At 70.4% G+C, this 24,654-nt stretch carries 23 protein-coding genes; 16 read left to right on the plus strand and 7 right to left on the minus strand.

Annotated elements, in window-relative coordinates:
- Positions 1-19: 19 nt before the first annotated feature.
- From ACFY0F_RS23070 to ACFY0F_RS23085, 4 genes are read right to left on the minus strand one after another with little or no spacing between them, the layout of a single operon-like run.
- Positions 20-475: a MaoC family dehydratase gene (locus ACFY0F_RS23070; protein ID WP_388797327.1), complete on the minus strand. Its 456-nt coding sequence runs from the start codon at positions 473-475 to the stop codon at positions 20-22.
- 14 nt (positions 476-489) lie between these two features.
- Positions 490-1,998: a long-chain fatty acid--CoA ligase gene (locus tag ACFY0F_RS23075; protein ID WP_388797329.1), complete on the minus strand. Its 1,509-nt coding sequence runs from the start codon at positions 1,996-1,998 to the stop codon at positions 490-492.
- Positions 1,999-2,010: 12 nt separating this feature from the next.
- Positions 2,011-2,886 (minus strand): amidohydrolase family protein, encoded by an 876-nt coding sequence (locus tag ACFY0F_RS23080; RefSeq protein ID WP_388797904.1) that lies wholly within the window; start codon positions 2,884-2,886, stop codon positions 2,011-2,013.
- A gap of 11 nt (positions 2,887-2,897) precedes the next feature.
- Complete coding sequence (locus ACFY0F_RS23085) at positions 2,898-3,815, minus strand: SDR family NAD(P)-dependent oxidoreductase (RefSeq protein ID WP_388797332.1); 918 nt, start codon at positions 3,813-3,815, stop codon at positions 2,898-2,900.
- Between the two features lie 281 nt (positions 3,816-4,096).
- Between ACFY0F_RS23085 and ACFY0F_RS23090 the strand changes: the two genes are divergently transcribed.
- From ACFY0F_RS23090 to ACFY0F_RS23105, 4 genes are all read left to right on the plus strand, one after another.
- Positions 4,097-4,522 (plus strand): MarR family winged helix-turn-helix transcriptional regulator, encoded by a 426-nt coding sequence (locus ACFY0F_RS23090; protein ID WP_388797907.1) that lies wholly within the window; start codon positions 4,097-4,099, stop codon positions 4,520-4,522.
- 27 nt (positions 4,523-4,549) lie between these two features.
- Entirely contained in the window at positions 4,550-5,305 is a 756-nt protein-coding gene (locus tag ACFY0F_RS23095; protein ID WP_388797335.1) for an IclR family transcriptional regulator, read from the plus strand.
- Positions 5,306-5,463: 158 nt separating this feature from the next.
- A complete protein-coding gene (locus ACFY0F_RS23100) occupies positions 5,464-6,726 on the plus strand; it encodes an Ig-like domain-containing protein (RefSeq protein WP_388797338.1) in 1,263 nt (420 codons plus the stop codon).
- 173 nt (positions 6,727-6,899) lie between these two features.
- Positions 6,900-8,300, plus strand: a complete 1,401-nt coding sequence (locus tag ACFY0F_RS23105; protein ID WP_388797341.1) for a glycoside hydrolase family 16 protein — start codon at positions 6,900-6,902, stop codon at positions 8,298-8,300.
- A gap of 72 nt (positions 8,301-8,372) precedes the next feature.
- Here ACFY0F_RS23105 and ACFY0F_RS23110 read toward each other — a convergent pair whose 3' ends face one another.
- A complete protein-coding gene (locus tag ACFY0F_RS23110; RefSeq protein ID WP_388797344.1) occupies positions 8,373-9,293 on the minus strand; it encodes an AraC family transcriptional regulator in 921 nt (306 codons plus the stop codon).
- Between the two features lie 156 nt (positions 9,294-9,449).
- Here ACFY0F_RS23110 and tkt point away from each other — a divergent pair, with 156 nt between their 5' ends.
- From tkt to ACFY0F_RS23145, 7 genes are read left to right on the plus strand one after another with little or no spacing between them, the layout of a single operon-like run.
- Positions 9,450-11,525, plus strand: coding sequence for a transketolase (gene tkt, locus ACFY0F_RS23115; RefSeq protein WP_388797346.1), 2,076 nt, complete (start codon positions 9,450-9,452; stop codon positions 11,523-11,525).
- A 19-nt stretch (positions 11,526-11,544) separates the two neighbouring features.
- Entirely contained in the window at positions 11,545-12,687 is a 1,143-nt protein-coding gene (tal, locus tag ACFY0F_RS23120; RefSeq protein ID WP_388797349.1) for a transaldolase, read from the plus strand.
- On the plus strand, positions 12,687-14,273 hold the full coding sequence (gene zwf / locus ACFY0F_RS23125) for a glucose-6-phosphate dehydrogenase (protein ID WP_388797352.1): 1,587 nt from the start codon (positions 12,687-12,689) through the stop codon (positions 14,271-14,273). Before tal ends, zwf begins: the two co-directional genes overlap by 1 nt.
- Entirely contained in the window at positions 14,270-15,199 is a 930-nt protein-coding gene (opcA, locus tag ACFY0F_RS23130; protein ID WP_388797355.1) for a glucose-6-phosphate dehydrogenase assembly protein OpcA, read from the plus strand. Before zwf ends, opcA begins: the two co-directional genes overlap by 4 nt.
- On the plus strand, positions 15,192-16,850 hold the full coding sequence (pgi, locus tag ACFY0F_RS23135) for a glucose-6-phosphate isomerase (protein ID WP_388797358.1): 1,659 nt from the start codon (positions 15,192-15,194) through the stop codon (positions 16,848-16,850). Before opcA ends, pgi begins: the two co-directional genes overlap by 8 nt.
- Positions 16,851-16,868: 18 nt before the next feature.
- Positions 16,869-17,750 carry a phosphogluconate dehydrogenase (NAD(+)-dependent, decarboxylating) gene (gene gnd / locus ACFY0F_RS23140; protein WP_388797361.1) on the plus strand — a complete coding sequence of 294 codons (882 nt, stop codon included), beginning with the start codon at positions 16,869-16,871 and terminating at the stop codon, positions 17,748-17,750.
- Between the two features lie 6 nt (positions 17,751-17,756).
- A complete protein-coding gene (locus tag ACFY0F_RS23145) occupies positions 17,757-18,350 on the plus strand; it encodes a histidine phosphatase family protein (RefSeq protein ID WP_388797364.1) in 594 nt (197 codons plus the stop codon).
- A gap of 222 nt (positions 18,351-18,572) precedes the next feature.
- Here ACFY0F_RS23145 and ACFY0F_RS23150 read toward each other — a convergent pair whose 3' ends face one another.
- Positions 18,573-19,010 (minus strand): PPOX class F420-dependent oxidoreductase, encoded by a 438-nt coding sequence (locus ACFY0F_RS23150; protein WP_388797367.1) that lies wholly within the window; start codon positions 19,008-19,010, stop codon positions 18,573-18,575.
- A gap of 106 nt (positions 19,011-19,116) precedes the next feature.
- Here ACFY0F_RS23150 and ACFY0F_RS23155 point away from each other — a divergent pair, with 106 nt between their 5' ends.
- The 4 genes from ACFY0F_RS23155 to ACFY0F_RS23170 all read left to right on the plus strand — a co-directional run bounded on the left by ACFY0F_RS23155 (position 19,117) and on the right by ACFY0F_RS23170 (position 22,999).
- Entirely contained in the window at positions 19,117-19,704 is a 588-nt protein-coding gene (locus tag ACFY0F_RS23155) for a TetR/AcrR family transcriptional regulator (RefSeq protein ID WP_388797370.1), read from the plus strand.
- Positions 19,701-21,107: an MFS transporter gene (locus ACFY0F_RS23160; RefSeq protein WP_388797372.1), complete on the plus strand. Its 1,407-nt coding sequence runs from the start codon at positions 19,701-19,703 to the stop codon at positions 21,105-21,107. Before ACFY0F_RS23155 ends, ACFY0F_RS23160 begins: the two co-directional genes overlap by 4 nt.
- 58 nt (positions 21,108-21,165) lie before the next feature.
- The gene (locus ACFY0F_RS23165) at positions 21,166-22,389 is read left to right on the plus strand and encodes a serine hydrolase domain-containing protein (RefSeq protein WP_388797374.1); all 1,224 of its coding nucleotides are present in this window, start codon (positions 21,166-21,168) and stop codon (positions 22,387-22,389) included.
- A gap of 424 nt (positions 22,390-22,813) precedes the next feature.
- The gene (locus tag ACFY0F_RS23170; RefSeq protein WP_388797376.1) at positions 22,814-22,999 is read left to right on the plus strand and encodes a hypothetical protein; all 186 of its coding nucleotides are present in this window, start codon (positions 22,814-22,816) and stop codon (positions 22,997-22,999) included.
- 111 nt (positions 23,000-23,110) lie between these two features.
- Here the strand turns inward: ACFY0F_RS23170 and ribA are convergent, their stop codons facing one another.
- Positions 23,111-23,770 (minus strand): GTP cyclohydrolase II, encoded by a 660-nt coding sequence (gene ribA, locus ACFY0F_RS23175; RefSeq protein ID WP_388797378.1) that lies wholly within the window; start codon positions 23,768-23,770, stop codon positions 23,111-23,113.
- Between the two features lie 39 nt (positions 23,771-23,809).
- Between ribA and ACFY0F_RS23180 the strand changes: the two genes are divergently transcribed.
- Complete coding sequence (locus ACFY0F_RS23180) at positions 23,810-24,592, plus strand: creatininase family protein (RefSeq protein ID WP_388797380.1); 783 nt, start codon at positions 23,810-23,812, stop codon at positions 24,590-24,592.
- Positions 24,593-24,654 lie beyond the last annotated feature (62 nt).

Here is a 24,654-nt window from a genome sequence, read left to right on the forward strand (position 1 = left end):
GTCCGAGACCCCTGAGACGTCAGGCGTAGAAGCGCGACAGGCTCTGCAGGACGGCGGCGGGTTTCCCGCCGCCGTCGATCTCTATCGTGCCGTCCACGGCGATCTGCACCCCGCCGGGCACCTCCTCGACCTCCGCCAGCCTCGCCACCAGGCGGATCCGGGAGCCGACCTTGACGGGTGCGGGGAAACGGACCTTGTTCAGCCCGTAGTTGACCTTGGTAGTGACGCCCTGGACGTCCAACAGCTCGGTGAACAGCGGGATGAACAGGGACAGCGTCAGGTAGCCGTGGGCGATGGGCGCCCCGAACGGCCCCTCGGCGGCCCGCTGGGGGTCGACGTGGATCCACTGGTGGTCGCCGGTGGCGTCGGCGAAGGTGTCGATGCGCTCCTGGGTGACCTCGATCCACTCGCTGGTGCCGAGGTCGCTGCCGGCCAGCTTCTTCAGTTCGTCCAGGCCGTTGACGGTGACGCTCATGAATACCGTGTTCCTTACGGGAGTTGGTTGCCGTAGCGCTGACGCACCCGGGCCTTGAGGAGCTTTCCGGAGGCGGTGCGCGGGAGTCCCTCCGCGACCACCACGGACTTGGGGATCTTGTACTTGGCGAGACGGCCGGCCAGGGAGGCGAGGACCTCGTCGGGGTCGAGGGCGACGCCCTCCCGGGGCACGACGACCGCGCGGGGCACCTCGCCCCACTTGTCGTCCGCCACTCCGATGACCGCGCACTCCACGATGTCGGGGTGGGCCAGCAGCCGGTCCTCGATCTCGGCGGGGTAGACGTTCTCCCCACCGGAGATGATCATGTCCTTCATACGGTCGACGATGTACACGTAGCCGTCCTCGTCGACCCGTGCCGCGTCCCCGCTGCGGAACCAGCCGTCCGCGAAGGAGGCGGCGGTCTCCTCGGGAAGCCCCCAGTAGCCGGGCATGACGTGCGGTCCGCGCACCACGACCTCACCGGTCTCGCCGACGCTCACCGGGGCGAGGTCCGGCCCGACCACCCGCACATCGCTGAAGAAGTGCGGCACGCCCGCCGAGCCCGCCTTGCTCACGGCGTGTTCGGCGTCCAGGAAGAGGGTGCCGGGCGAGGCCTCGGTCATGCCGTAGCCCTGCAGGAAGGTCAGGCCGCGCTGCTGGTAGGCGTCGATCAGCGGGGAGGGGACGGGCGAGCCGCCGCAGGTGAGGATCCTGAGGGAGGACAGGTCCGCGTTCGCCCAGCGAGGGTGCCGGGCCAGCTGGTCGAACATGGTCGGCACCCCGAACATGAAGGTGATGCGGTGCCGTTGGACCAGGTCGAAGGTCGCCTCGGCGTCGAAGGACTCGACCAGGACGCAGGTGCCGCCCTTGAGCAGCACCGGCAGGGTGAGCATGTTGAGGCCGGCCGTGTGGAACAGCGGGGCGGAGACCAGGGCGCGTTCGTCCGCGATCAGATCGTGGTCGACGAGGACGTTGACGGCGTTCCAGGTGATGTTGCCGTGGGTGAGCATCGCGCCCTTGGGCCGGCCGGTCGTCCCCGAGGTGTACATGATGAGGCAGGTGTCGTCGGCGGTGACCGGCTCGTCGATGGGCTCCTGGGGGGCGGCGGCCACCGCCTCCTCGTACTCGGCGCCCACCTCCAGGTACGTCCGTACGTCGGTGTCCCCGGGCAGTCCCGCGACGAGTCCGGCGTGGGAGGGCCCGTAGACGAGGGCCTTGGCGCCGGAGTCGGCGAGCTGGTAGGCGATCTCGGGGCCGGCCAGGCGGGTGTTGAGGGGGAGGAAGACCGCGCCCAGGGTGCCCGCGGCGAACAGTGTCTCCAGGTAGGCGGGGTGGTTGGGGCCGAGGTAGGCGATGCGGTCACCGCGGCGGACGCCCCGGGCGCGCAGGGCGTGGGCCAGGCGCGTGGTGCGTGCATACAGTGTGCGGTAGTCGGTGGACCGGTCACCGTGCACCAGGGCGGTGCGGTGCGGGGTCTTGCGGGCCCGGCGGGCGGGCCACGACCCCAGTCCCTCATTGCGCATCTGACGCCCCTCTCACGGTTTCGTCAGTCCGAGCAGACGGGCGGCGTTCTCCTTGAGGATCTTCGGCCGGACCTCTTCCTTGATCGACAGCTTCTCGAAGTCGGCGAGCCAGCGGTCGGGAGTGAGGACGGGGAAGTCGGAGCCGAAGAGGACCTTGTCCTTCAGTAGCGTGTTGGCGTACTGCACCAGTTGCGGCGGGAAGTACTTCGGCGACCAGCCGGACAGGTCGATGTGCACACCCGGCTTGTGCGTGGCGACGGCGAGCGCCTCGTCCTGCCAGGGGAAGGACGGGTGCGCCAGGATGATCTTCAGATGCGGGAAGTCGGCGGCGACGTCGTCCACGTGCAGCGGGTTGGAGTACTTCAGCCTGATCCCGCCTCCGCCGGGGACTCCGGCGCCGATGCCCGTCTGGCCGGTGTGGAACAGGGCGATGGTGCCCGTCTCCTCGATGACCTCGTACAGGTCGTAGGCCACCGAGCGGTCGTTGGGGAAGAAGCCCTGGATGCTGGGGTGGAACTTGAAGCCCCTCACCCCGTACTCCTCGACCAGCCGCCGCGCCTGCTTCACGCCCGCCTTCCCCCGGAAGGGGTCGACGGAGGCGAAGGGGATGAGCACGTCCGCGTTGGCGGCCGCCGCCTCGGCGACCTCCTCGTTGGGGACGGGAGGGGTGCCGGTGGCGGACTCGGCGTCCACCGTGAAGATCACGGCGGCCATCCTCCGCTCCCGGTAGTAGGCCGCGGTCTCCGCGAGGGTGGGCTTGCGCTTGCCCTCGACCTTGAAGTAGGCGGAGGAGGCGTCGTGCAGGTCGTCGTCCAGCGAGGAGTGGCCCTTGGTGGACACCTCCGCGTGGGTGTGGACGTCGATCGCGACGAGTTCCTCGACGTTCATGGCGGGGTCCATCACGCCTCCGGGAACTTGGGTGCCGGGATACCGACGGTCTGCGGCTCGGCGCCGACCGAGGTCGCCCACGCGTCGGCCAGGGAGTCGGGCGTCCAGCCGCCGTCGGCGTAGGCCGCCCGGACCTCCTGCGGATGCGACCAGAGTGCCACCTTGTCGCCGCCGATGCCGATGGCCTGGCCGGTGATGCCCCGCGCGGCCTCGGAGGCGAGGAAGGGGACGAGGGCCGCGCAGTCTTCGGGCGTGCCGAAGCCCTCGCCCTTGCGCAGGAAGTCCGGCAGCGGCTCGCCGTTCTTCAGGGCTTCGACGTACGGGGCGAAGGCGGGGATGGTCTCGGTCATGGCAGTCGCGGCCACCGGCACGATCGCGTTGACGGTGATGTTCGCCCGTCCCAGCTCCATCGACCAGGTACGGGCCATGGCGGCGATGCCGGCCTTGGCGGCGGCGTAGTTCGTCTGGCCGAAGTTGCCGCGCTGCCCGGCCGGGGAGCCGACCAGGATGAGGGTGCCGCCCTCGCCCTGCTCGCGCATCCGCACGGCGGCGGCGCGGGCGCAGGTGAAGGTGCCCTTCAGATGGGTGGTGATCACCGCGTCGAAGTCCTCGTCGGTCATCTTCCACAGCACCTTGTCGCGCAGGATGCCCGCGTTGGTGACCAGGATGTCCAGCCGCCCGAACTCCTCGACCGCACGTCCGACGAGCCGGTCGGCGGCCTCGGTGGTGCCGACGGGGACGACTTCGGCGACGGCCGTTCCGCCGGCCTCGGTGATGGACTTCACCGCCTGCTCGGCCACTGTCTCGTCGATGTCGTTGACGACCACGGACGCCCCGTGGGCGGCGAGGGCGTGGGCATAGGCGAGGCCGAGGCCCCGGCCGCTGCCGGTGACGACGGCGGCCTTGCCGGTGAGATCGATGCTGGACACGCGGAGTCCCTTCACAAGGCTGTGCGGGTGGCTACGGGCGATGCGGGTGCTGCGGCAATGCGGGTGCGGCTATGCGGGTGGCGCGGCCATGCGGATGGCGCGGCTACGAGATCGAAGCTAAGAGCAATAATTGTCGACGTCAATAGTTGTCCCGAACCTGCGCGTGGGGCATCCTGGCCTCCCAGGTTCCGGGAATGAGGTCCCGGCCGGCCGAGACGAGGGAGAGAGCCATCACCCGCCAGCACGCCACGGACCCCGGCCTCGACGAGCACGAACCGTGGATGCGCGGGCTGCACGCCGACACCGGCTATCTGCTCTACCGGCTGGGCCTGCGCTCCGGGCAGTTGTTCAACGCCTTCCTGGAGAAGTCCGGCCTGCGCCTGCGCCACTACGCGGTACTGCGCTTCCTCGCCACCTCCGAGGGCGCCCTGCAGCGTGAGCTGAGCACCCGGCTCGGCTACGACCCGAGTGCGATCGTCGGCCTGGTCGACGACCTGGAGAAGCTGGGTTTCGCCGAGCGCCGCCCCGCCCCTGACGACCGCCGCAGCCGCATCGTGGTCCTCACCGGCGCGGGCCGTGCCTTCCTGCGCGACACCGACGAGGCGGGCCTGCGCGTCACCGGGGAACTGCTGGGCCCCCTGGACGCGGCCGAACGCGAGACACTGCACGCCCTGCTGCTGCGCGTCGCCGAGGACGGGCTCTCGTAGGGCCGCACCACTGGAGGGCACTTCGTGATGACCGCCCGCTCCGCTCCCGACCGGCTGCTGTCGGTGCTCGCCGCGTTCGACCACGAGCATCCGGCGCTGTGCCTGACGGACATCAGCCGCCGGGCGGGGCTCACCCTCACCACCGCGCACCGGTTGGTCGCCGCGCTCACCGGCTGGGGCGCCCTGGAACGGGACCCCGACGGCGTCTACCACGTGGGTCTCAGGCTGTGGGAGATCGCGGCCCTGGCACCGCGCGGCCTGGCGCTGCGTCAGATCGCGCTGCCGTATCTGGAGGACCTGTACGAGGCGACGCACGAGAACGTGCAGCTGGCGGTACGGGACGGGTCCGAGGTGGTCTACATCGAGTGGATCTCGGGGCGTTCGGCGGTCGGCGTGCACATCCGGGTCGGCGCGCGCTGGCCCCTGCACGCCACCGGGGTCGGGCTCGCGCTGCTGGCGCACGCCGACACCGCCTTCCAGGAGGAGTACTGCGCCGGTCCGCTCACCTCCTTCACCCCGTACACGATCACCGATCCGGCACGGCTGCGCCGGGTGCTCGCCGAGGTACGGCGGTCCGGCGTGGCGGTGAGCGACCGTCAGGTGACGGACGACGCGCTGTCGGTGGCGGCCGACGTGCGCGGGCCGGGCGGAGCCGTGGTCGCCGCCGTGTCCGTCGTCGTACCCCAGCAGGCCGCGCAGGTGCCGGTGCTGGCCCCGGCGGTACGGCTGGCGGCGCGCGGGATATCCCGGGCGCTGGGCTGGCAGCCGGAGCGCACGCCCTGAGCTCGCCGCTCCCCGCCCCCCCCACTTCCCGCCGGGCGGCCGGCATCCTCCTGTCCTCACCGGAATCTCAGGGAGCACCCCTCGGATTCAAAGAGTGGCCCCAGACAACCGGCGCAGGATGCCCACACAGCAGACGGACAACTCCGGAAAGGCGCGTCGTGGGCGTCTCGCACCTATCGAACCGAGCAGGACAGCGGGCACGGAAGTGGTCCCGGCGCGGCATCCTCGGCGTCCTCGGCGCCGTGCCCGCCGCCGCCCTCCTCACCGGCTGCGGATCCTCGCCGGTCGCCTCTGACGCGACCAGTACCGCGGGGGCCGGGGACGGCGGGGGCGCGTCGGCACGGCGGGCGACGGCGAAGAAGGCGACGATCACGGTCACGCCCGCGGCCGGCACCAGGAAGGCCGACTTCACCAGCCGGGTGGAAGTCACCGCCACCGGCGGCGCCCTGGCCTCCGTCGAGGTCACCGGCAACGACGGCTCCGCGCTGCCGGGTTCCTACAACGAGGCCCGCACGAAATGGACATCGGCGAAGAACCCGTACTCGGGCACGAAGTACACGGTGACGGCCAGGGCCGAAGGGGACACCGAGGAGACAGTGGCCGCCTTCACCACAAAGTCGCCCGGTGAGACGTTCGTCGGCTACTTCACACCCGAGGCGGGCTCCACCTCCGGTGTCGGCATGCCGGTGTCGATCAACTTCACGCACGCCGTCACGGACCGGACCGCCGTGCAGAAGGCCATCACCGTCACCGCCGAACCCGCCGTCGAGGTGGTCGGGCACTGGTTCAGCGACACCCGGTTGGACTTCCGGCCCGAGACGTACTGGGCGGCGGGCACGAAGATCACCCTCAGCCTGCGCCTGAAGGACGTCGAGGGTTCGGACGGTGTCTACGGTGTGGAGTCGAAGGACGTCATCTTCCACATCGGCCGCGAGCAGATCAGCACGGTCGACCTGGCCACCAAGCAGATGGTCGTCAAACGGGGCGGCCGGACCTTCGCGACCTACCCCGTCACCGGCGGCGACTCCGGTCACACCACCTGGTCGGGGATCATGGTGATCAGCGAGCGGTTCAAGCAGACGCGGATGGAGTCCTCGACGGTCGGGCTCGGCGACGAGTACGACATCCCGGACGTGCCGCACGCCCAGCGTCTGACCACCTCCGGCACCTTCGTGCACGGCAACTACTGGGCGTCGACGGCCGTGTTCGGCCACCAGAACACCAGCCACGGCTGCGTCGGTCTGCACGACGCGAAGGGCGCCAACGACAGTTCGGTGCCGGGCTACGAGTTCTACGAGAGCTCGATGCTCGGTGACGTCGTGATCGTCAGGAACTCGGGCGAGAGGACCGTCGACCCTGCCAACGGCCTCAACGGCTGGAACCTCTCCTGGCCGGAGTGGAGGGCGGGGAGCGCGCTCTAGCCCGATCCGCGGCATTCATGCACTGAACTCATCAGCGCCGCAAGGACTTTCCTCGCTACAACTCTTGACGGTCTCGGTGACGCGGAGCACATTGGGCCCACTTTGAGAGCGCTCTCAAGCCACGCGCTCCCGAAGGCATCCCCGCGCACATCCCCGTACCCGAGAGGCTCCCCATGAGTGACACCTCCGGCATACACCGCAGACCGCGCCCCTTGCGGCGGGCGCTCCTCGCCGTCATCGGCACGCTGGGCCTCGCGGCGGCCGCCACCACGGTCGCCTCACCGTCCGCGCACGCCTCCGCCCCCACACCCCCGTCGGGCTGGACCCAGGTCTTCCTCGACGACTTCAACGGCGCCGCGGGCTCCGGCGTCGACACCCGCAACTGGCAGTACGACACCGGCACTGCATATCCGGGCGGCCCCGGGAACTGGGGCACCGGCGAGGTCGAGAGGATGACCAGCAGCACGAGCAACGTCTCACTCGACGGCAACGGCAACCTGCGCATCACCCCGGTGCGCGACTCCTCCGGCAACTGGACCTCGGGCCGCATCGAGACCAACCGCACCGACTTCCAGCCGCCGGCCGGCGGCAAGCTGCGCGTCGAGGCCCGTATCCAGATGCCGGACGTCACGGGCACCGCGGCCGAGGGCTACTGGCCCGCGTTCTGGATGCTGGGCGCCCCCTACCGCGGCAACTACCAGAACTGGCCGGGCGTCGGCGAACTGGACGTCATGGAGAACGTCCAGGGCCTGAACAAGGTCTGGGCGACGATGCACTGCGGCACCAACCCGGGCGGGCCCTGCAACGAGACCACGGGCATCGGCAGTTCCACCGCCTGCCCGAACACGACCTGCCAGTCCGGCTTCCACACCTACGCGCTGGAATGGGACCGCTCGGTCAGCCCCGAGGCGATCCGCTTCTACGTCGACGGAGTCGACTACCACACGGTCACGGCGAACCAGATGGACGCCACCACCTGGGCCAACGCCACCAACCACGGGTTCTTCCTCATCCTGAACGTGGCGATGGGCGGCGCCTTCCCGGACGCCCTCGGCGGCGGACTCGACGGCGACACAAGGTCCGGCGCCCCGATGGTCGTCGACTACGTGCAGGTGTCGCAGTCGACCGGTGGGAGCGGTACCACTCCCCCGCCGTCCGGCAACCGGGACGCCTACGGTGCCATTCAGGCGGAGTCCTACGACAGCCAGTCCGGCACGGCCACCGAGACCACCACGGACACCGGCGGCGGCCAGGACATCGGCTCACTCGCCAACGGCGACTGGGCGCTGTACAAGGGCGTCGACTTCGGCTCCACGGCGGCCCGGCAGTTCTACGGCCGGGTGGCGAGCGGAGCGGCGAGCGGCGTGAGCGGACTGGTCGAGGTACGCCTGGACAGCCGGGGCAACCCCCCTGTCGGCAGCTTCGCGGTGGCCAATACGGGCGGCTGGCAGAGCTGGCGGACGGTCCCGGCGAACGTCACCTCGGTGACCGGAGTCCATGACGTCTATCTGACGTTCACCAGCGGCCAGGCGTCGGACTTCGTCAATGTGAACTGGTTCGACTTCGGCCACTGACCGCGCGCTTGCGCAAAGGGGGCTCCACGCACGCGTGGAGCCCCTTTTCCGCGCGAGTGGCGGGCGAGACGCTCAGCGCAGCTCCGCCCGGAACGCCGCCGGGGTCATGTCCGTGTGCTGCTGGAAGAACTTGGAGAAGTTGGCCGCGTCGGGGAAGCCGACCGCCGCGCCCACTCTGCCGATGGGCAGGTCGGTGTGGGCGAGCAGGCGTTTGGCCTCCAGGATCACGCGTCTGTCGATGAAGCCCTTGGGGGTCTGTCCGGTGGCGGCGCGGACCGCGCGGACGAGGGTGCGGCGTGAGTAACCGAGGGCGTCGGCGTAGGCGCTGACACTGTGGTTGGCGGTGAAGCCCCTCTCGACCGCCTCGCGGAAGAGGGTGAACGTCGTGTCGGCCTGCTGCCGGGCCGCCTGGGCCGAGCCGGCCGCGAGGTGCGCCAGGCGCAGCAGGAACGCCGTGAGGGAGTGGCGCAGCACCTCGGTGTGCAGGGTGAGGGGGAGCGTGGTGGTGTCCTGGTACTCGCGCCCCAACTGGACGAGGGCCGCCTCGAGCCCGGCGAGCTGGTCCTCGTCGGGGCGCAACAGCGGCGGGAGGTCGTAGCGGTACAGGCCGGTGGCCTCGACGGTGGCGCGGGGCAGGAAGCCGGGCTGCATGGTCAGGACGGTTCCGCGGTACTCGCAGCTGCGCGAGAAGCGGTGGACCTGCCCCGGGCGGATCCACAGCAGGTCGCCGGCCGTCGCCTCGTACTCGGCGAAGTCGATCATGTGCCGTACGGGGCCGTCGGTGAAGAGCATCACGACGTGGAAGTCGATGCGGTGCACGCGCTCCAGCGGGGCCTCGGCGTGCCAGGTGCGGCCGGTCCCCATGGGGCCGATCTGCATGCCGACACCGCATGCGCTGAGTTCGACCGGGAAGGGGAAGGTTCTGATCCCGTCCACGCCGCCGTCGTCGTCCACACCGCCGCCGTCTCCGCCTTGGGTGGTTCTGTCTGCCATGTCCTTCTCGTGCCGCCTCGGTCGCGCGTCGCAGCGCACTGGGGTGTCCCACTTTCACCACAGGCTGACACACGGCGACCTTCCCCCGTAAAAGTCTGACTTTTAAGTTCGAACGCGTCAGAGCAATCCACCGCTCGGATAGAGGATTTCTTGAAGATGACCACGCAGACACCGGACAGCTTCGAATGGACCGAACTCGACCGGCGTGCCGTCGACACGGCCCGTCTGCTGGCGGCGGACGCCGTGCAGAAGGTCGGCAACGGTCATCCCGGCACCGCGATGAGTCTGGCGCCGGCGGCATACACCCTCTTTCAGAAGGTGATGCGCCATGACCCGGCCGACCCGGAGTGGACGGGCCGCGACCGCTTCGTGCTCTCCCCCGGCCACACCTCGCTGACCCTGTACACCCAGCTCCACCTCGCCGGGTACGAGCTGGAGCTGGACGACCTGAAGTCGTTCCGCACCTACGGCTCCAAGACGCCCGGCCACCCCGAGTACGGGCACACCGCGGGTGTGGAGACCACGACGGGCCCGCTCGGCCAGGGCGTCGCCAACGCCGTGGGCATGGCGATGGCGGCCCGCTACGAGCGCGGCCTGTTCGACCCGGACGCCCCGGCGGGCACCTCCCCCTTCGACCACACGATCTGGGCGATCGTCTCCGACGGCGACCTGCAGGAGGGCGTCTCCGCGGAGGCCTCCTCGCTGGCCGGCCACCAGAAGCTGGGCAACCTCGTCTTCCTCTACGACGACAACCACATCTCCATCGAGGGCGACACCGCGACCGCCTTCTCCGAGGACGTGCTGAAGCGGTACGAGGCGTACGGCTGGCACACCCAGCGGATCGAGCCCACGGACGACGGCGACATCGACGTGCCCGCGCTGTACGCGGCGCTGAAGGCCGCCCAGGCGGAGACCGGCCGCCCCTCCATCATCGCGATGCGCACGATCATCGCCTGGCCCGCCCCGAACGCGCGGAACACCGAGGCCGCCCACGGCTCGGCGCTCGGCGACGACGAGGTCGCGGCCACCAAGCGCGTCCTCGGCTTCGACCCGGAGAAGACCTTCGAGGTCGCGGACGACGTCCGCGCCCACACCCGCCGGGCCCTGGACCGGGGGGCCGAGGAGCACGCCGCCTGGGACAAGCGGATCGCCGAGTGGCGCGAGGCCCAGCCCGAGCGTGCCGAGCTGTTCGACCGGGTCGTCGCGGGCCGGCTGCCCGAGGGATGGGCGGACTTCGTACCGGTGTTCGAGCCCGGGAAGTCCGTCGCCACCCGCGCGGCCTCCGGCAAGGTCCTGCAGGCCCTCGGACCGGTCGTCCCCGAGCTGTGGGGTGGTTCCGCCGACCTGGCCGGGTCCAACAACACGACCATCGACAAGAGCAGCTCCTTCCTGCCGGAGGGCAACCCGCTGCCGGAGGCCGATCCGTACGGCCGTACCGTCCACTTCGGCATCCGCGAGTTCTCGATGGCCGCCGATCTGAACGGCATCGCCCTGCACGGCAACACCCGTGTCTACGGCGGCACCTTCCTCACGTTCTCCGACTACATGCGCAACGCCGTGCGGATGTCCGCGCTGATGCAGCTGCCGGTGACGTACGTGTGGACGCACGACTCCATCGGTCTCGGTGAGGACGGCCCCACCCACCAGCCCGTCGAGCACCTGGCCGCGCTGCGCGCCATCCCGGGTCTGAACGTGGTGCGTCCGGCGGACGCCAACGAGACCGCCCTCGCCTGGACGGAGATCCTGCGCCGGCACTCCACCCACCCGGCCCCGCACGGCCTGGCGCTGAGCCGGCAGGGGCTGCCGACCTACGCGCCCAACCCGGACACGGCGCGCGGCGGCTACGTCCTCGAGGAGTCCTCCACCCGGGCACCGGACGTCGTCCTGATCGCCACCGGCTCGGAGGTGCATGTCGCGGTGGCCGCCCGCGAGCTGCTGGAAGCCGAAGGCGTCGGTACGCGGGTGGTGTCGATGCCGTCCGTGGAGTGGTTCGAGGAGCAGCCGCGCGAGTACCGCGACCGGGTGCTGCCGCCGGAGGTACGGGCACGGGTCGCCGTGGAGGCCGGTATCGGTCTGACCTGGTACCGCTTCGTGGGCGACGCCGGACGCATCGTCTCCCTGGAGCACTTCGGCGCCTCCGCCGACGCCAAGACCCTGTTCGCCGAGTTCGGGTTCACCCCCGAGAACGTCGCCGCCGCGGCACGCGAATCCCTTGCCGCCGCCCGCGGTTGATCCGAACGCACGAAGGAAGATGATCACAGTGACCGAAGCGACCGCGATCGCGGGAGCACTTGGGCGCCTCGCCGAGGAGGGGGTGTCCGTCTGGCTGGACGACCTCTCCCGCGGGCGGATCGAGTCCGGCGGCCTCGCCGAGCTCGTCGAGGCCGGGAAGGTCGTCGGCGTCACCACCAACCCGTCGATCTTCCAGGCCGCCATCGGCTCCGGCGCGGACTACGAGGAGCAGCTGGCCGACCTGGCCGTGCGGGGTGTGACGGTCGACGAGGCGGTGCGGATGCTGACGACCGCGGACGTACGGTCCGCCGCCGACATTCTGCATTCTGTATACGAGCGGACCGGCGGCCGGGACGGCCGGGTCTCCATCGAGGTCGACCCGCGGCTCGCCCATGACACGACGGCCACGATCGCCGAGGCACGCCAGCTCGTCTGGCTCGTGGACCGCCCGAACGTCATGATCAAGATCCCGGCGACCCGTGCGGGTCTGCCCGCCATCACCGAGGTCGTCGGCCAGGGCATCAGCGTCAACGTCACGCTGATCTTCTCCCTGGAGCGCTACCGCGAGGTGATGGACGCCTACCTCGCCGGTCTGGAGAAGGCACGCGCGAAGGGCCTGGACCTGTCCGCCATCCACTCCGTGGCCTCCTTCTTCGTCTCCCGCGTCGACACCGAGATCGACAAGCGGCTGACGGTCCTGGGCACCGAGGAGGCCCTCGCACTCAAGGGCCGGGCCGCGCTGGCCAACGCGCGGCTGGCCTACGAGGCGTACGAGGAGGTCTTCTCCGGCGCACGCTGGCTCGCGCTGGCCGGGGACCGGGCGAACAAGCAGCGTCCGCTGTGGGCGTCCACCGGTGTGAAGGATCCCGCATACAAGGACACGCTGTATGTAGACGATCTGGTCGCGCCCGGCACGGTCAACACCATGCCGGAGGCCACCCTGAACGCGGTCGCCGACCACGGCGCCGTCACCGGCGACACGGTCACCGGCGGCTACGCGCAGGCCCGCGCCGACCTCGCGGCCGTCGAACGGCTCGGGATCTCCTACGAGGAGGTCGTCCGGCAGCTCGAGGCCGAGGGCGTCGCCAAGTTCGGGGCGGCCTGGCAGGACCTGCTGGACGCGGTCACGAAGTCCCTGAACAGCAAGGGAGTTGACGCGTAATGACCACCAACGAAGAGCAGGGGGCGGCACCGGAGCAGGTGCTGGTGCCCGTCGAACCGGCGGCCGACTGGGACAATCCCCTGCGCGATCCGCGCGACCGCCGCCTGCCCCGCATCGCGGGCCCGTCGGGGCTGGTCATCTTCGGGGTGACCGGTGACCTGTCCCGCAAGAAGCTGATGCCGGCCGTCTACGACCTCGCCAACCGCGGGCTGCTTCCGCCGGGCTTCTCCCTGGTGGGTTTCGCCCGCCGCGACTGGGAGGACCAGGACTTCGCCCAGGTGGTGCACGACGCCGTCCGCGAGCACGCGCGCACCCCGTTCCGCGAGGAGGTCTGGCAGCAGCTCGCCGAGGGCATGCGGTTCATCCCCGGCGACTTCGACGACGACACCGCGTTCAAGCAGCTGCGCGAGGCCGTCGAGGAGCTGGACGCCTCCCGGGGGACGGGCGGCAACTTCGCCTTCTACCTCTCGGTGCCGCCGAAGTTCTTCCCGAAGGTCGTGCGGCAGCTGAAGAAGCACGGCCTGGCGAGTCCGCCGGAGGGCGCCTGGCGCCGGGCGGTCATCGAAAAGCCGTTCGGGCACGATCTGGCGAGCGCCCGGGAGCTGAACGCGATCGTGCACGACGTGTTCGACCCGGACCAGGTCTTCCGCATCGACCACTACCTCGGCAAGGAGACCGTCCAGAACATCCTGGCCCTCCGCTTCGCCAACCAGATGTACGAGCCGATCTGGAACCGGTCCTTCGTCGACCATGTGCAGATCACCATGGCCGAGGACATCGGCATCGGCGGCCGGGCCGGCTACTACGACGGCATCGGCGCCGCCCGTGACGTCATCCAGAACCACCTGCTGCAGCTCATGGCCCTCACCGCGATGGAGGAACCCATCGCCTTCGACGCCGAGGCGCTGCTCACCGAGAAGCTGAAGGTGCTGAAGTCGGTGCGGCTGCCGGAGCACCTGGGCCTGAGCACCGTCCGCGGACAGTACGCCGAGGGCTGGCAGGGGGGCGAGCAGGTGCCCGGATACCTGCAGGAGGAGGGCATCGACCCGAGCTCGAAGACCGACACATACGCGGCGATCAAGCTGGAGGTCGGCAACCGCCGCTGGGCGGGCGTCCCGTTCTACCTGCGCACCGGTAAGCGGCTGGGCCGCCGGGTCACCGAGATCGCGGTGGTGTTCAAGCGGGCCCCGCACTCCCCGTTCGACTCTACGGCCACCGAGGAACTCGGGCAGAACGCCATCGTCATACGCGTCCAGCCCGACGAGGGAATGACCGTCCGGTTCGGCTCCAAGGTGCCGGGCACCTCGATGGAGATCCGGGACGTGTCCATGGACTTCGCCTACGGCGAGTCGTTCACCGAGTCGAGTCCGGAGGCGTACGAGCGGCTCATCCTGGACGTGCTGCTGGGCGACGCCAACCTGTTCCCCCGCCACCAGGAAGTGGAAGAGTCCTGGAAGATCCTCGACCCGATCGAGGAGTACTGGGCGGCACACGGCAGGCCGGCGCAGTACGCGTCGGGCAGCTGGGGACCCGAGGAAGCCGACGAGATGCTCGCACGAGACGGACGGAGCTGGCGCAGGCCATGAAGATCGACCTGACCGACACCACGGCAAGCAAGATCAACAAGGCGTTGGTGCAGGGCCGCCGCGCCATCGGGACACCCGCGGTGGGCATGGTCCTGACGATGGTCATCGTCACGGACGAGGAGAACGCCTACGACGCGATCAAGGCCGCCGAGGAAGCCTCGCACGAGCATCCCTCGCGGACCCTGGTCGTCATCAAGCGGCAGGCCCGCAACCCGCGTGAGCGCATGCAGTCCCGGCTGGACGCGGAGGTCCGGGTCGGCTCCGAGGCCGGTACCGGGGAGACGGTCGTGCTGCGCACCTACGGCGAAGTGTCCGACCACGCCGACTCGGTGGTCCTGCCGCTGCTGCTGCCGGACGCCCCGGTGGTCGTGTGGTGGCCGGTGGAGGCGCCGGAGAACCCCGCCAAGGATCCGCTGGGCGCGCTGGCACAGCGCAGGATCACCGACCTGTACGCCGTCGAGAACCCGCTGGAGGTCCTTCAGCACCGGGTCCGCTCCTACGCGCCCGGTGACACCGACCTCGCCTGGACCCGGCTCACCCCGTGGCGTTCGATGCTGGCCGCCGCCCTGGACCAGGCCCGCACGACGGTGACCTCGGCGGCGGTCGAGGCCGAGGCCGACAACCCCGCCGCCGAGCTGCTCGCCCGCTGGCTGGAGGCACGGCTCAGGGTGAACGTCGACCGCGTGGTCACCGCCGGACCGGTCGTCACGGCCGTCCGCCTCGGCACCGGCAACGGCGAGATCGTCATCGACCGTCCCGAGGGCCCGCTGGCCACGCTGACCCTCCCGGGGCAGCCGCCGCGCACCCTGGCGCTCAAGGTCCGGTCCATGTCCGAGCTCATCGCCGAGGAACTGCGCCGCCTCGACGCCGACGAGATGTACGCCATCGCCCTGCGCGGCAAGGAGGAGACCCCCGCCCATGTCTGACGCCCCGAAGCCCACGCGGCGGCCGGAGTGGGCCGCTCTGGAGGACCACCGCGCGGACACGATGCCGCACCCGAGCCTCAGGGAGCTGTTCGCCGCGGATCCGGGCCGCGCCGAGCGTTACGTCGTCACCGTCGGCGACCTGCGGATCGACTACTCCAAGCACCTGATCACCGACGAGACCCTGGTCCTGCTCCAGGAACTGGCCGCCGCCACCGGCGTGTCCGGGCTGCGCGACGCGATGTTCCGCGGCGAGCGGATCAACGTCACCGAGAACCGGGCCGTGCTGCACACCGCGCTGCGCGCCCCGCGGGAGGCGGTGGTCGAGGTCGACGGGGAGAACGTCGTCCCCGAGGTCCACGCGGTCCTGGACAAGATGGCGGGCTTCGCCGAGCGGGTCCGCTCCGGTGAGTGGACCGGCCACACGGGTCGGCGGATCCGCAACGTCGTCAACATCGGCATCGGCGGCTCCGACCTGGGCCCGGCGATGGCCTACGAGGCGCTTCGGCCCTTCACAGCACGGGAGTTGACGTTCCGGTTCGTGTCGAACGTGGACGGCGCCGATCTGCACGAGGCGACCCACGACCTGGACCCGGCGGAGACCCTGTTCATCGTCGCGTCGAAGACGTTCACCACCATCGAGACGATCACCAACGCCACCTCGGCCCGCTCCTGGCTGCTGGACGCCTTCGGAGGGGACGAGAAGGCGGTGGCCAGGCACTTCGTCGCACTGTCGACGAACGCCGGGAAGGTCACCGAGTTCGGTATCGACCCGGACAACATGTTCGCCTTCTGGGACTGGGTCGGCGGCCGGTACTCGTACGACTCGGCGATCGGCCTGTCGCTGATGATCGCCATCGGTCCGGACCGCTTCCGGGAGATGCTCGACGGTTTCCGGATCGTCGACGAGCACTTCCGGACCGCGCCCCCGGAGTCCAACGCGCCGCTGATCCTCGGCCTGCTGGGCATCTGGTACAACAATTTCTTCGACGCCCAGTCGCACGCGGTGCTGCCGTACAGCCACTACCTGTCGAAGTTCACGGCCTACCTGCAGCAGCTGGACATGGAGTCCAACGGCAAGTCGGTGGACCGTCAGGGCCGCCCGGTCGAGTGGCAGACGGGGCCGGTGGTGTGGGGCACGCCCGGCACCAACGGGCAGCACGCCTACTACCAGCTCATCCACCAGGGCACGAAGCTCATCCCGGCCGACTTCATCGGCTTCGCCCGGCCCGTGGCCGAGCTCAGCGACGAACTGAAGTCCCAGCACGACCTGCTGATGGCGAACTTCTTCGCCCAGACCCAGGCCCTCGCCTTCGGCAAGACCGCCGACGAGGTGCGCGCCGAGGGCGTGCCCGAGGAGCAGGTGCCGCACCGCACCTTCCGCGGCAACCACCCCACCACGACGATCCTCGCCGGCGAACTGACCCCGTCGGTCCTCGGCCAGCTCGTCGCCCTCTACGAGCACAAGGTGTTCGTGCAGGGCGCGGTGTGGGACATCGACTCCTTCGACCAGTGGGGCGTGGAGCTCGGCAAGGTCCTCGCCAAGCGCGTCGAACCGGCGCTGACCGAAGGCGCCGACGTGCCCGGTCTCGATCCGTCCACCGCCGCCCTCGTGGCCGCCTACCGCTCGCTGAAGAACGCCCCGCACGCTTAAGGAAGAAGTGAACTGACCATGCAGCTTGGACTCATCGGCCTCGGCAAGATGGGCGGCAACATGCGCGAGCGGATCCGCCGCGCCGGCCACACCGTCATCGGCTACGACCGCAACCCCGAAGTCTCCGACGTCAAGAACCTCGCCGAACTGGTCGAGAAGCTCGACGCCCCGCGCACGGTGTGGGTGATGGTCCCCGCGGGCCACGCCACCCAGTCCGTCATCGACGAACTGAAGCAGCTCCTGTCCGAGGGCGACACGGTCGTCGACGGCGGCAACTCCCGCTGGACGGACGACGAGAAGCACGCGGCGGAACTCGGCGTCAAGGGCATCGGCTTCGTCGACGCGGGCGTCTCCGGCGGGGTCTGGGGCCTCAAGAACGGCTACGCCCTGATGGTCGGCGGCGACAAGGCCCACGTGGAGCGGCTGGAGCCGATCTTCGAGGCGCTCAAGCCCGAGGGCCCCTACGGCTACGTCCACGCCGGCAAGGTCGGTGCCGGCCACTTCTCGAAGATGGTCCACAACGGCATCGAGTACGCCATGATGCAGGCCTACGCCGAGGGCTGGGAGCTCCTGGAGAAGGTCCGTTCGGTGGACAACGTCCGGGAGGTGTTCCGCTCCTGGCAGGAGGGCACGGTCATCCGCTCCTGGCTGCTCGACCTCGCGGTCAACGCCCTCGACGACGACGAGCACCTGGAGAAGCTGCGCGGCTACGCCGAGGATTCCGGCGAGGGCCGCTGGACCGTCGAGGCGGCCATCGACCACGCGGTGCCGCTCCCGGCGATCACCGCCTCCCTGTTCTCCCGGTTCGCCTCCCGGCAGGACGACTCCCCGCAGATGAAGATGGTCGCGGCGCTGCGCAACCAGTTCGGCGGCCACGCCGTCGAGTCGGTGAAGGAGTAGCCGGTCATGGGGGACCTCCTGCTGGTCCGCCATGGCGAGACGGAGTGGAGCGTTTCGGGACAGCACACCAGCTTCACCGACCTGCCCCTCACCCAGCACGGCGAGGAGCAGGCCAAGTCCCTGGCTCCGCTCCTCACCGGCCGGACCTACGCCCTGACACTCACCAGCACGCTCCGACGCGCGATACGCACCGCCGAACTCATCGGCCTGACGGGGGCCGTCGCGGACCCCGACCTGCACGAATGGGACTACGGCGGTTATGAGGGCATCACCACCGTCGACATCCACCGCACCCGTCCCGACTGGGACCTGTGGACCGACGGCGTGCCGCCCGGCTCCGGGGGGACACCCGGTGAGTCGCCCGCCGACGTGGGCCGGCGCGCCGACCGGGTGCTGTCCCGCCTGGACCCGGTGCTCGCCCGCGACGACGGCGACGTACTGCTCGTGGCCCACGGCCACTTCCTCCGTGTCCTGACCGCCCGTCGGCTGGGCCTGCCGCCGGCCGAAGGACGCCTGTTCCAGTTGGCCACCGGCACGGTCAGCCGACTGTCGACCGAACACGGCCGGCCGGTGATCGCGGAGTGGAACTGCGGACCCTGACCGCCCAGCGCGGTGCAGATGGCGGGCGGCGCCGTACGGGGCCGCCCGCCGTCGGTTGCATACCGCAGCGGCCGTCGTCAGGTGCATACGTAGTGGCCGTCGTCAGGTGCATACGTAGTGGCCGTCGTCAGGTGCATACGTAGTGGCCGTCGTCGGTTGCATACATCGCGACCGTCGTCTACTGACGGTATGCGGCCCTTCGTCGGGTGGATGCCATATGGCCTACCGTCGCGGAATCCCGTACGCACGCTCCACACGCAGCCGCAGCACCAGCCGGCGGTCGCGGACCATGGCGGTCCGGTAGTCGTCCCAGTCGGGGTGCTCGCCCTGGACGTCGCGGTAGAGGCGGATCAGCTCCTCCACCGTCTCGTCGTGCGGGTCCCCGGCGACGGGTGACAGGTCGGCGGTGCCCTCGGCGACCGTGTACGCCCAGCGGTCGGCGGTGGTCACGTGGTAGGAGGCCCGAGGATCCCGGCGCAGATTGCGGGTCTTGGCGCGGTCGTCGGTGAGCGAGACCCGGATGACCCGCTCCTCGGGGTAGTAGGCGTGGCTGACGTTCGACAACTGGGGCCGGCCGTCGCGCTTGAGGGTCACCAGCACTCCCCCGTGGCTTGCGGAGAGCAGCCCGAGCAGTGCGTCCTGCGTCGCGTCCTGTGTCATACCGGGTTCAACCCGGCCGGCGCGCCGCCACATTCCCCCCCTTCCTCCCACGGCACCGGTGGACATGTTGGTAGACAGTGTCTACGCCTTCTGGTAGACACCGTCTATGCCCTTGAGAGAATCCGAACCCGGTCTGCGAACCCGCCTGGTCGACGTCGGTGTGGAACTGGTGGCCGCCGAAGGCGTGGGGGCGCTGACCCTGCGGGAGATCGCCCGCCGGGCGGGCGTCTCGCACGGGGCGCCACGCCGCTACTTCCCAACCCATCTGGAACTGCTGTCCGCCATCGCGCGCCGTGGCTTCGCCGACCTGGCCGGCCGAGTGGAGGCCGCCCTCGCGGACGCCCCGCCGGAGCCGCGCCGGCGACTGACCGCTCTGAGCCGGATCTACCTGGAGTTCGCACTGGACAACCCCGGCATGTATGAGCTGATGTTCCGTCACGACCTACTGGAGAGCGGCCACTTGGGGCTGCGCCGGACCAGCCTTCCGCTCTTCGGTCTGCTGGCCGACCTGGTGGGCCGGATCCGCCCGGACGCCGACGCCCGCCTGATCGCCGGCGCGTTGTGGGCGAATCTGCACGGCATCGCCCAGCTGTGGGGCTGGGGCAGTATGCAACTCGCCACGGGCACCGACGATTTCGTACCCCTCCTGCAGTCGGCGCTGGACGCCCACCTGGGGCCGAGGGACGCGCGGTGAACCGTCCGCTGACGCTGGCCGCCAGCGTGGTCGGCGCCGTGGTCGTCGCCCTGGACGGCACGGTCCTCACGGTCGCCCAGCCCACGCTGCGCAGGGAGTTGCACGCGTCCTTGACCGAGGTGCAGTGGACCAGCACCGCCTACCTGATCGCGGTGGCGAGCCTGCTGGTGTTCGCCGGACGGCTGGGCGACCGGTACGGGCAACGACGGATGTTCGCCTGCGGAATGCTCGGGTTCGGGGCGGCGTCGGCGGGCATCGGCCTGGCACCCGGCGTGGGTTGGGTGATCGCGCTGCGGGTGGTGCAGGGCGTGTGCGGCGCGCTGCTGCAGCCGGCCACGCTCGGGATGCTGCGTACCGCGTATCCGCCGGAACGCCTCGCGATGCCGCTGGCGGTGCGCACCGCCGCGATCGGGCTGGCGGCCGCCGCCGGGCCGGTCGTGGGCGGGGTGCTGGTGACGGGACCGGGCTGGCGGGCCGTGTTCTTCCTCAACGTCCTGCCCGCCTGCGGTTTCGGCGCGATCGCGCTCATCGCACGCGATCGCGGTGCGACGGCGCGGACGGCCGGGGTGCGGCTGGACATACCCGGCGCGCTGCTCCTCGCGGTGACGCTCGGCTGCCTGGTGCACGCGCTGGTCGCCCGTCCGGTGGCCGCGCAGACGGTGGCCGGACTGACCCTGGCGGCCCTCACCGGGGTCGCGTTCGTCCGGCACGAGCGGAGGGCCGCGAGCCCGTTGCTGCCGCCGGAGGTGATCGGCTCGCGGGCGGTGGGCGCGGCGCTGGGCATCCTGGTGGCCGCGTCGGCGGCGCTGTTCGGCACACTGTTCGCCGTCACCTACGTCCTGCAGGACGGACTCGGCCTCGACCCCCTCCACAGTGCCCTGCGCAGCCTGCCGCTGGCCGTGCTGATGGTCCTGTCCGCCCCGGCGTGCGCGATGCTGCTGCGCCGGGCGGGCGCCCGTGTCACGACCGGCGTCGCGATGGCTCTCCTCTCGGCCGGCGTGCTGGTGATGGCCCGCGCCTCGGGCACGCTCGTACTGGACGCCGGTTTCGCGCTGCTGGGCGCCGGGTTCGGCACCGTGATGGTGGCGGCCACGCACGTCGTCGTGCGGCGGGCGGACGCCGGTACGGCCGGTGTGGCGGGCGGGCTGCAGCAGACCGCGCTGAACGTCGGGCCGGCGCTGGGCGTGGCCGCGGCGACGTCGCTGATGGGCGTGGGGACCGCGGCGGCGCTGACCGTCCTGGCGGTCGTTGCCGCGCTCGGCGCGGTGGCCTCCCTGGCGCTGCCGGGACGCCGCGTCGTGTCGATCACACCCCGCCCGGAACCGCGGGAGCGTGCCGCAGTCCCTGCGAAGATGATCTCCGACGACGTCCGAAGAGGCCTGAGCCCCTCCGATGAGGTCTGAGGCCGTCCGGCGAGGGTAGGACGGACCACGCCGGGTCGGACACGACCGGAGGAGAGCGATGGCACAGCTGCGACAGGAAGTCGACCCGGGCGAGGCCGGGCTGGACGGGAAGGCGCTGGACCGCCTCGACCGGTACCTCGCCGACCACGTCGACGAAGGGCGTCTGCCCGGCTTCCTGGTGGCCCTCTCGCGCGGCGGCCGTGTCGCCCACCTGACCGTGCACGGGCACCGCGACGTGGCGGCGGGGCTGCCGGTCGAGGCGGACACCCTGTGGCGGATCTACTCCATGACCAAGCCGGTCACCGCGGTCGCCGTGCTGCTGCTGGCGGAGGAGGGCAGGCTGTCGCTGGACGACCCGCTCGAGCGGTACCTCCCCGTCTTCGCCGGCCCCCGGGTCTACGTCGGCGGCTCCGGCCCCGACGTGGAGACCCGCCCGGCCGACGGCCCCGTCCTCCTGCGTCATCTGCTGACCCACACCGCGGGCCTGACCTTCGGCTTCTACCACTCCCATCCTGTCGACGCGCTGTACCGCGAGGCCGGTCTGGAGTCGCCGGTGGCGCCGGGCGCGGACCTGGCCGGGACGATGGACGTGTACGCGCGGCTTCCTCTGCAGTTCGAGCCGGGCACGCAGTGGAACTACTCGGTCGCCTCCAACGTGCTCGGCCGGGTGATCGAGGTGGTCTCCGGGCAGCCGCTCGACCGGTTCTTCGCCGACCGGATCTTCCGGCCGCTCGGCATGACGGACGCGGGCTTCGAGGTCACGCCCGAACAGTCCGACAGGCTCGCCGAGTTGTACGGCGAGACCGATGCCGGTGGCATCGAGCCGATCCCCGGGCTGCCGCTGCACGGCCGGCCCCGCTTCCTGTCCGGCAGCGGCGGTATGGTCGCCTCGGCCCACGACTACCACCGGTTCATGGAGATGCTGCGCCGCGGCGGCGAACTGGACGGCATCCGTCTGCTCTCCCGCGCGTCGGTGGCCCTGATGACCGGCAACCGGCTCCCGGGCGGCACGGACCTGTGGTCCTTCGGCGCCCCCGCCCACCGGGAGCCCGGCAACGTGGGTGTCGGCTTCGGTTTCAACGTCTCCGTGGTCACCGATCCCGCCCGGACGGTGGTGCCGGTGGGCCTCGGCACCTTCGGCTGGAGCGGCGTGGCGAGGACGACCTTCTGGATCGATCCGGGGCGCGACCTGACCGTGCAGTTCATGACCCAGGTGCGTCCGAAGACCCTGAAGATCTTCCCGGATCTGAAGCGCCTCGCCCATGAGGCAGTCGTCGACTGAACACCGAATACTGCATACGATGACGGGCCCTCCCGGGCGGTCCCCACGATCAGCGACGCCCAGTTCAGCAGGCGAAGGGCGTCCTGGACGTGGTGAGGGAACGTGCCGCGGTTCCGGACCACGGGCGGCGCTCCGTCATCTTCGTCGCGGGGTTCGCGGACTCCGGAGAGGCCGGAGAGGCGGGCCAGGCGGCCGCGCGGAACGCGCTGCGTGAACTGCTCGTGCCGGCCCTCGGCGAACGCCCCGGACCGACGTGGACATTCCTGTACGTGGGCGACGCCGTGGCTGTCCAGGCCTACCTGGACGAGACACAACAAGCCGATCTGATCCTGGACCTGCCCACACACGTGGGAGCCGCGTTGTACTCCTCCAAGGTGCCCCGGGGTCTACGAATCGTCGTGCAGCGAGCCGCTCATCCGCGGCCGTGCTGGTGTCCGACGAACTGTTCGGTGCCGTCTCCCGCACACACGACCGCCTGGCCGCTGTCTTCTCCCCGGTCCGGCTGCAGACCGGGGAGGAAGTCGTGAAGGCGTGGATCTCGGTCCCCGGATACCCGGCACCACCCGGCATCGAGGAGTGGTACTGGTCTCCCGGCGACGATGCGCCGTGATCCTGCCGGCGAGCGGTGACTCGGCCGGCCTCGCGGGCGGCGTCCGGGCCCCGGAGAGGAAGAGGACGCCTCGGCCATGGCCTCTTCCTGTCCGGATCTCCGGACTGTCCTTCAGGACAGGTGCGCGACGGCGTCCAGATGGGGCAGGTGGTGGTCCAGCCGCTCCCGCTTCGTGCGCAGATAGGTGATGTTGCTCTCGCACGGCTGGATCAGCAGCGGCACCGTCTCGGCGACCTGTATGCCGTGCCGGACCAACGCCTCCCGCTTGCGCGGGTTGTTGGACATCAGGCGGACCGACTTCACACCGAGGTCCTGCAGCATCCCGGCGGCGACGCCGTAGTCGCGGGCGTCGACGGGCAGTCCGAGGGCGAGGTTCGCCTCGACGGTGTCCAGGCCCTCCGCCTGCAGGGCCATCGCGCGCAGCTTGGCGAGCAGACCGATACCCCGGCCCTCGTGCCCTCTCAAGTAGACGACGATACCGCTGCCTTCGGCGACGACCGCGCGCAACGCGGAGTCCAACTGGTCGCCGCACTCGCAGTGCTGGGAGCCGAACGCGTCACCGGTCAGGCACTCCGAGTGCAGCCGGGTGAGGACGCCCTCGGAGCCTATCTCGCCGTAGACCAGGGCCACTTGCTCGTCACCGCGGTCGTGGTCCAGGTAGCCGACCGCCTGGAATTTCCCGTACACCGTGGGCAGTGGCGCATTGACGACGCGTTCCACACCCGTACGCTGCGGGGCCTTCTTGCCGAGTACGCCGATGTTTTCTGTCATGATCTGATTCCTAAAGCAGAGACGAAAGGCCGTAGGGAAATGAGTGGTTCGGGCGCAGGTGGGACGATGTACGGTACATGGGGCCTGCTGCCGGCGGACACCACGGAAGATGTACGGGCGCGGGGGGCGGGCGTCTCACCACAGGTGGCCGTCCTTCCCGTCGGGAGTTTCGAGCAGCACGGTGCCTACCTTCCGCTCGCGACCGACACCCTGGTCGCCTGTGCCATCGCCCGGGAGATCGCCGCGGCGCACCCGGTGCACCTCCTTCCTCCCGTGACGATGTCCTGCTCGCACGAGCACGCGGCCTGGCCGGGAACCGTCAGCATCTCCTCCGTGACCCTGCATGCGGTGGTACGGGACATCGCGGCGTCGCTGCGCCGTTCGGGCGTCGAGGCGCTCGTCGTGGTCAACGGCCACGGTGGCAACTACGTGCTGGGCAACGTGGTCCAGGAGGCCTCCGCACGCGGGGAGCGGATGGCGCTCTTCCCGGCCGCGGAGGACTGGGAGGAGGCGCGGGTGCGGGCCGGGGTGGCCACCTCGCTGCTCACCGACATGCATGCCGGAGAAATCGAGACCTCCATTCTGCTGCACGCTCATCCCGAATATGTCCGTCCTGGTTACGAGTCCGCCGATTTCACCGCGGACGACCGCCGTCATCTGCTCACCGTGGGAATGTCCGCCTATACCGAATCGGGCGTCATCGGCCGTCCTTCCCTCGGGTCGGCGGAGAAGGGCAGGGAACTGCTGGCGAGCCTGGTGGAATCCTTCGGTGCGTACCTGGAGTCGGTCACCTCGGGGGAAACGGATTCCTCTCGCGCATAGGTTCCGCGCAGCGCGGTCCACCAGCGGGCGACGAGGACCAGCGCGCCGGGCAGGGCGGCCAC

Source organism: Streptomyces sp. NPDC001544 (assembly GCF_042894285.1).
In the GTDB taxonomy this organism is placed as follows: domain Bacteria; phylum Actinomycetota; class Actinomycetes; order Streptomycetales; family Streptomycetaceae; genus Streptomyces.

What these genes read in the sequence shown, in the direction of transcription:
- ACFY0F_RS23070 (WP_388797327.1), bottom strand. Translation starts at nt 475, where the DNA reads ATGAGCGTCACCGTCAACGGCCTGGACGAACTGAAGAAGCTGGCCGGC.
- ACFY0F_RS23075 (WP_388797329.1), bottom strand. Translation starts at nt 1,998, where the DNA reads ATGCGCAATGAGGGACTGGGGTCGTGGCCCGCCCGCCGGGCCCGCAAG.
- ACFY0F_RS23080 (WP_388797904.1), bottom strand. Translation starts at nt 2,886, where the DNA reads ATGAACGTCGAGGAACTCGTCGCGATCGACGTCCACACCCACGCGGAG.
- ACFY0F_RS23090 (WP_388797907.1), top strand. Translation starts at nt 4,097, where the DNA reads ATGCGCGGGCTGCACGCCGACACCGGCTATCTGCTCTACCGGCTGGGC.
- ACFY0F_RS23095 (WP_388797335.1), top strand. Translation starts at nt 4,550, where the DNA reads ATGACCGCCCGCTCCGCTCCCGACCGGCTGCTGTCGGTGCTCGCCGCG.
- ACFY0F_RS23105 (WP_388797341.1), top strand. Translation starts at nt 6,900, where the DNA reads ATGAGTGACACCTCCGGCATACACCGCAGACCGCGCCCCTTGCGGCGG.
- ACFY0F_RS23110 (WP_388797344.1), bottom strand. Translation starts at nt 9,293, where the DNA reads ATGGCAGACAGAACCACCCAAGGCGGAGACGGCGGCGGTGTGGACGAC.
- tkt (WP_388797346.1), top strand. Translation starts at nt 9,450, where the DNA reads ATGACCACGCAGACACCGGACAGCTTCGAATGGACCGAACTCGACCGG.
- tal (WP_388797349.1), top strand. Translation starts at nt 11,545, where the DNA reads ATGATCACAGTGACCGAAGCGACCGCGATCGCGGGAGCACTTGGGCGC.
- zwf (WP_388797352.1), top strand. Translation starts at nt 12,687, where the DNA reads ATGACCACCAACGAAGAGCAGGGGGCGGCACCGGAGCAGGTGCTGGTG.
- opcA (WP_388797355.1), top strand. Translation starts at nt 14,270, where the DNA reads ATGAAGATCGACCTGACCGACACCACGGCAAGCAAGATCAACAAGGCG.
- pgi (WP_388797358.1), top strand. Translation starts at nt 15,192, where the DNA reads ATGTCTGACGCCCCGAAGCCCACGCGGCGGCCGGAGTGGGCCGCTCTG.
- gnd (WP_388797361.1), top strand. Translation starts at nt 16,869, where the DNA reads ATGCAGCTTGGACTCATCGGCCTCGGCAAGATGGGCGGCAACATGCGC.
- ACFY0F_RS23145 (WP_388797364.1), top strand. Translation starts at nt 17,757, where the DNA reads ATGGGGGACCTCCTGCTGGTCCGCCATGGCGAGACGGAGTGGAGCGTT.
- ACFY0F_RS23150 (WP_388797367.1), bottom strand. Translation starts at nt 19,010, where the DNA reads ATGACACAGGACGCGACGCAGGACGCACTGCTCGGGCTGCTCTCCGCA.
- ACFY0F_RS23155 (WP_388797370.1), top strand. Translation starts at nt 19,117, where the DNA reads ATGCCCTTGAGAGAATCCGAACCCGGTCTGCGAACCCGCCTGGTCGAC.
- ACFY0F_RS23165 (WP_388797374.1), top strand. Translation starts at nt 21,166, where the DNA reads ATGGCACAGCTGCGACAGGAAGTCGACCCGGGCGAGGCCGGGCTGGAC.
- ribA (WP_388797378.1), bottom strand. Translation starts at nt 23,770, where the DNA reads ATGACAGAAAACATCGGCGTACTCGGCAAGAAGGCCCCGCAGCGTACG.
- ACFY0F_RS23180 (WP_388797380.1), top strand. Translation starts at nt 23,810, where the DNA reads ATGAGTGGTTCGGGCGCAGGTGGGACGATGTACGGTACATGGGGCCTG.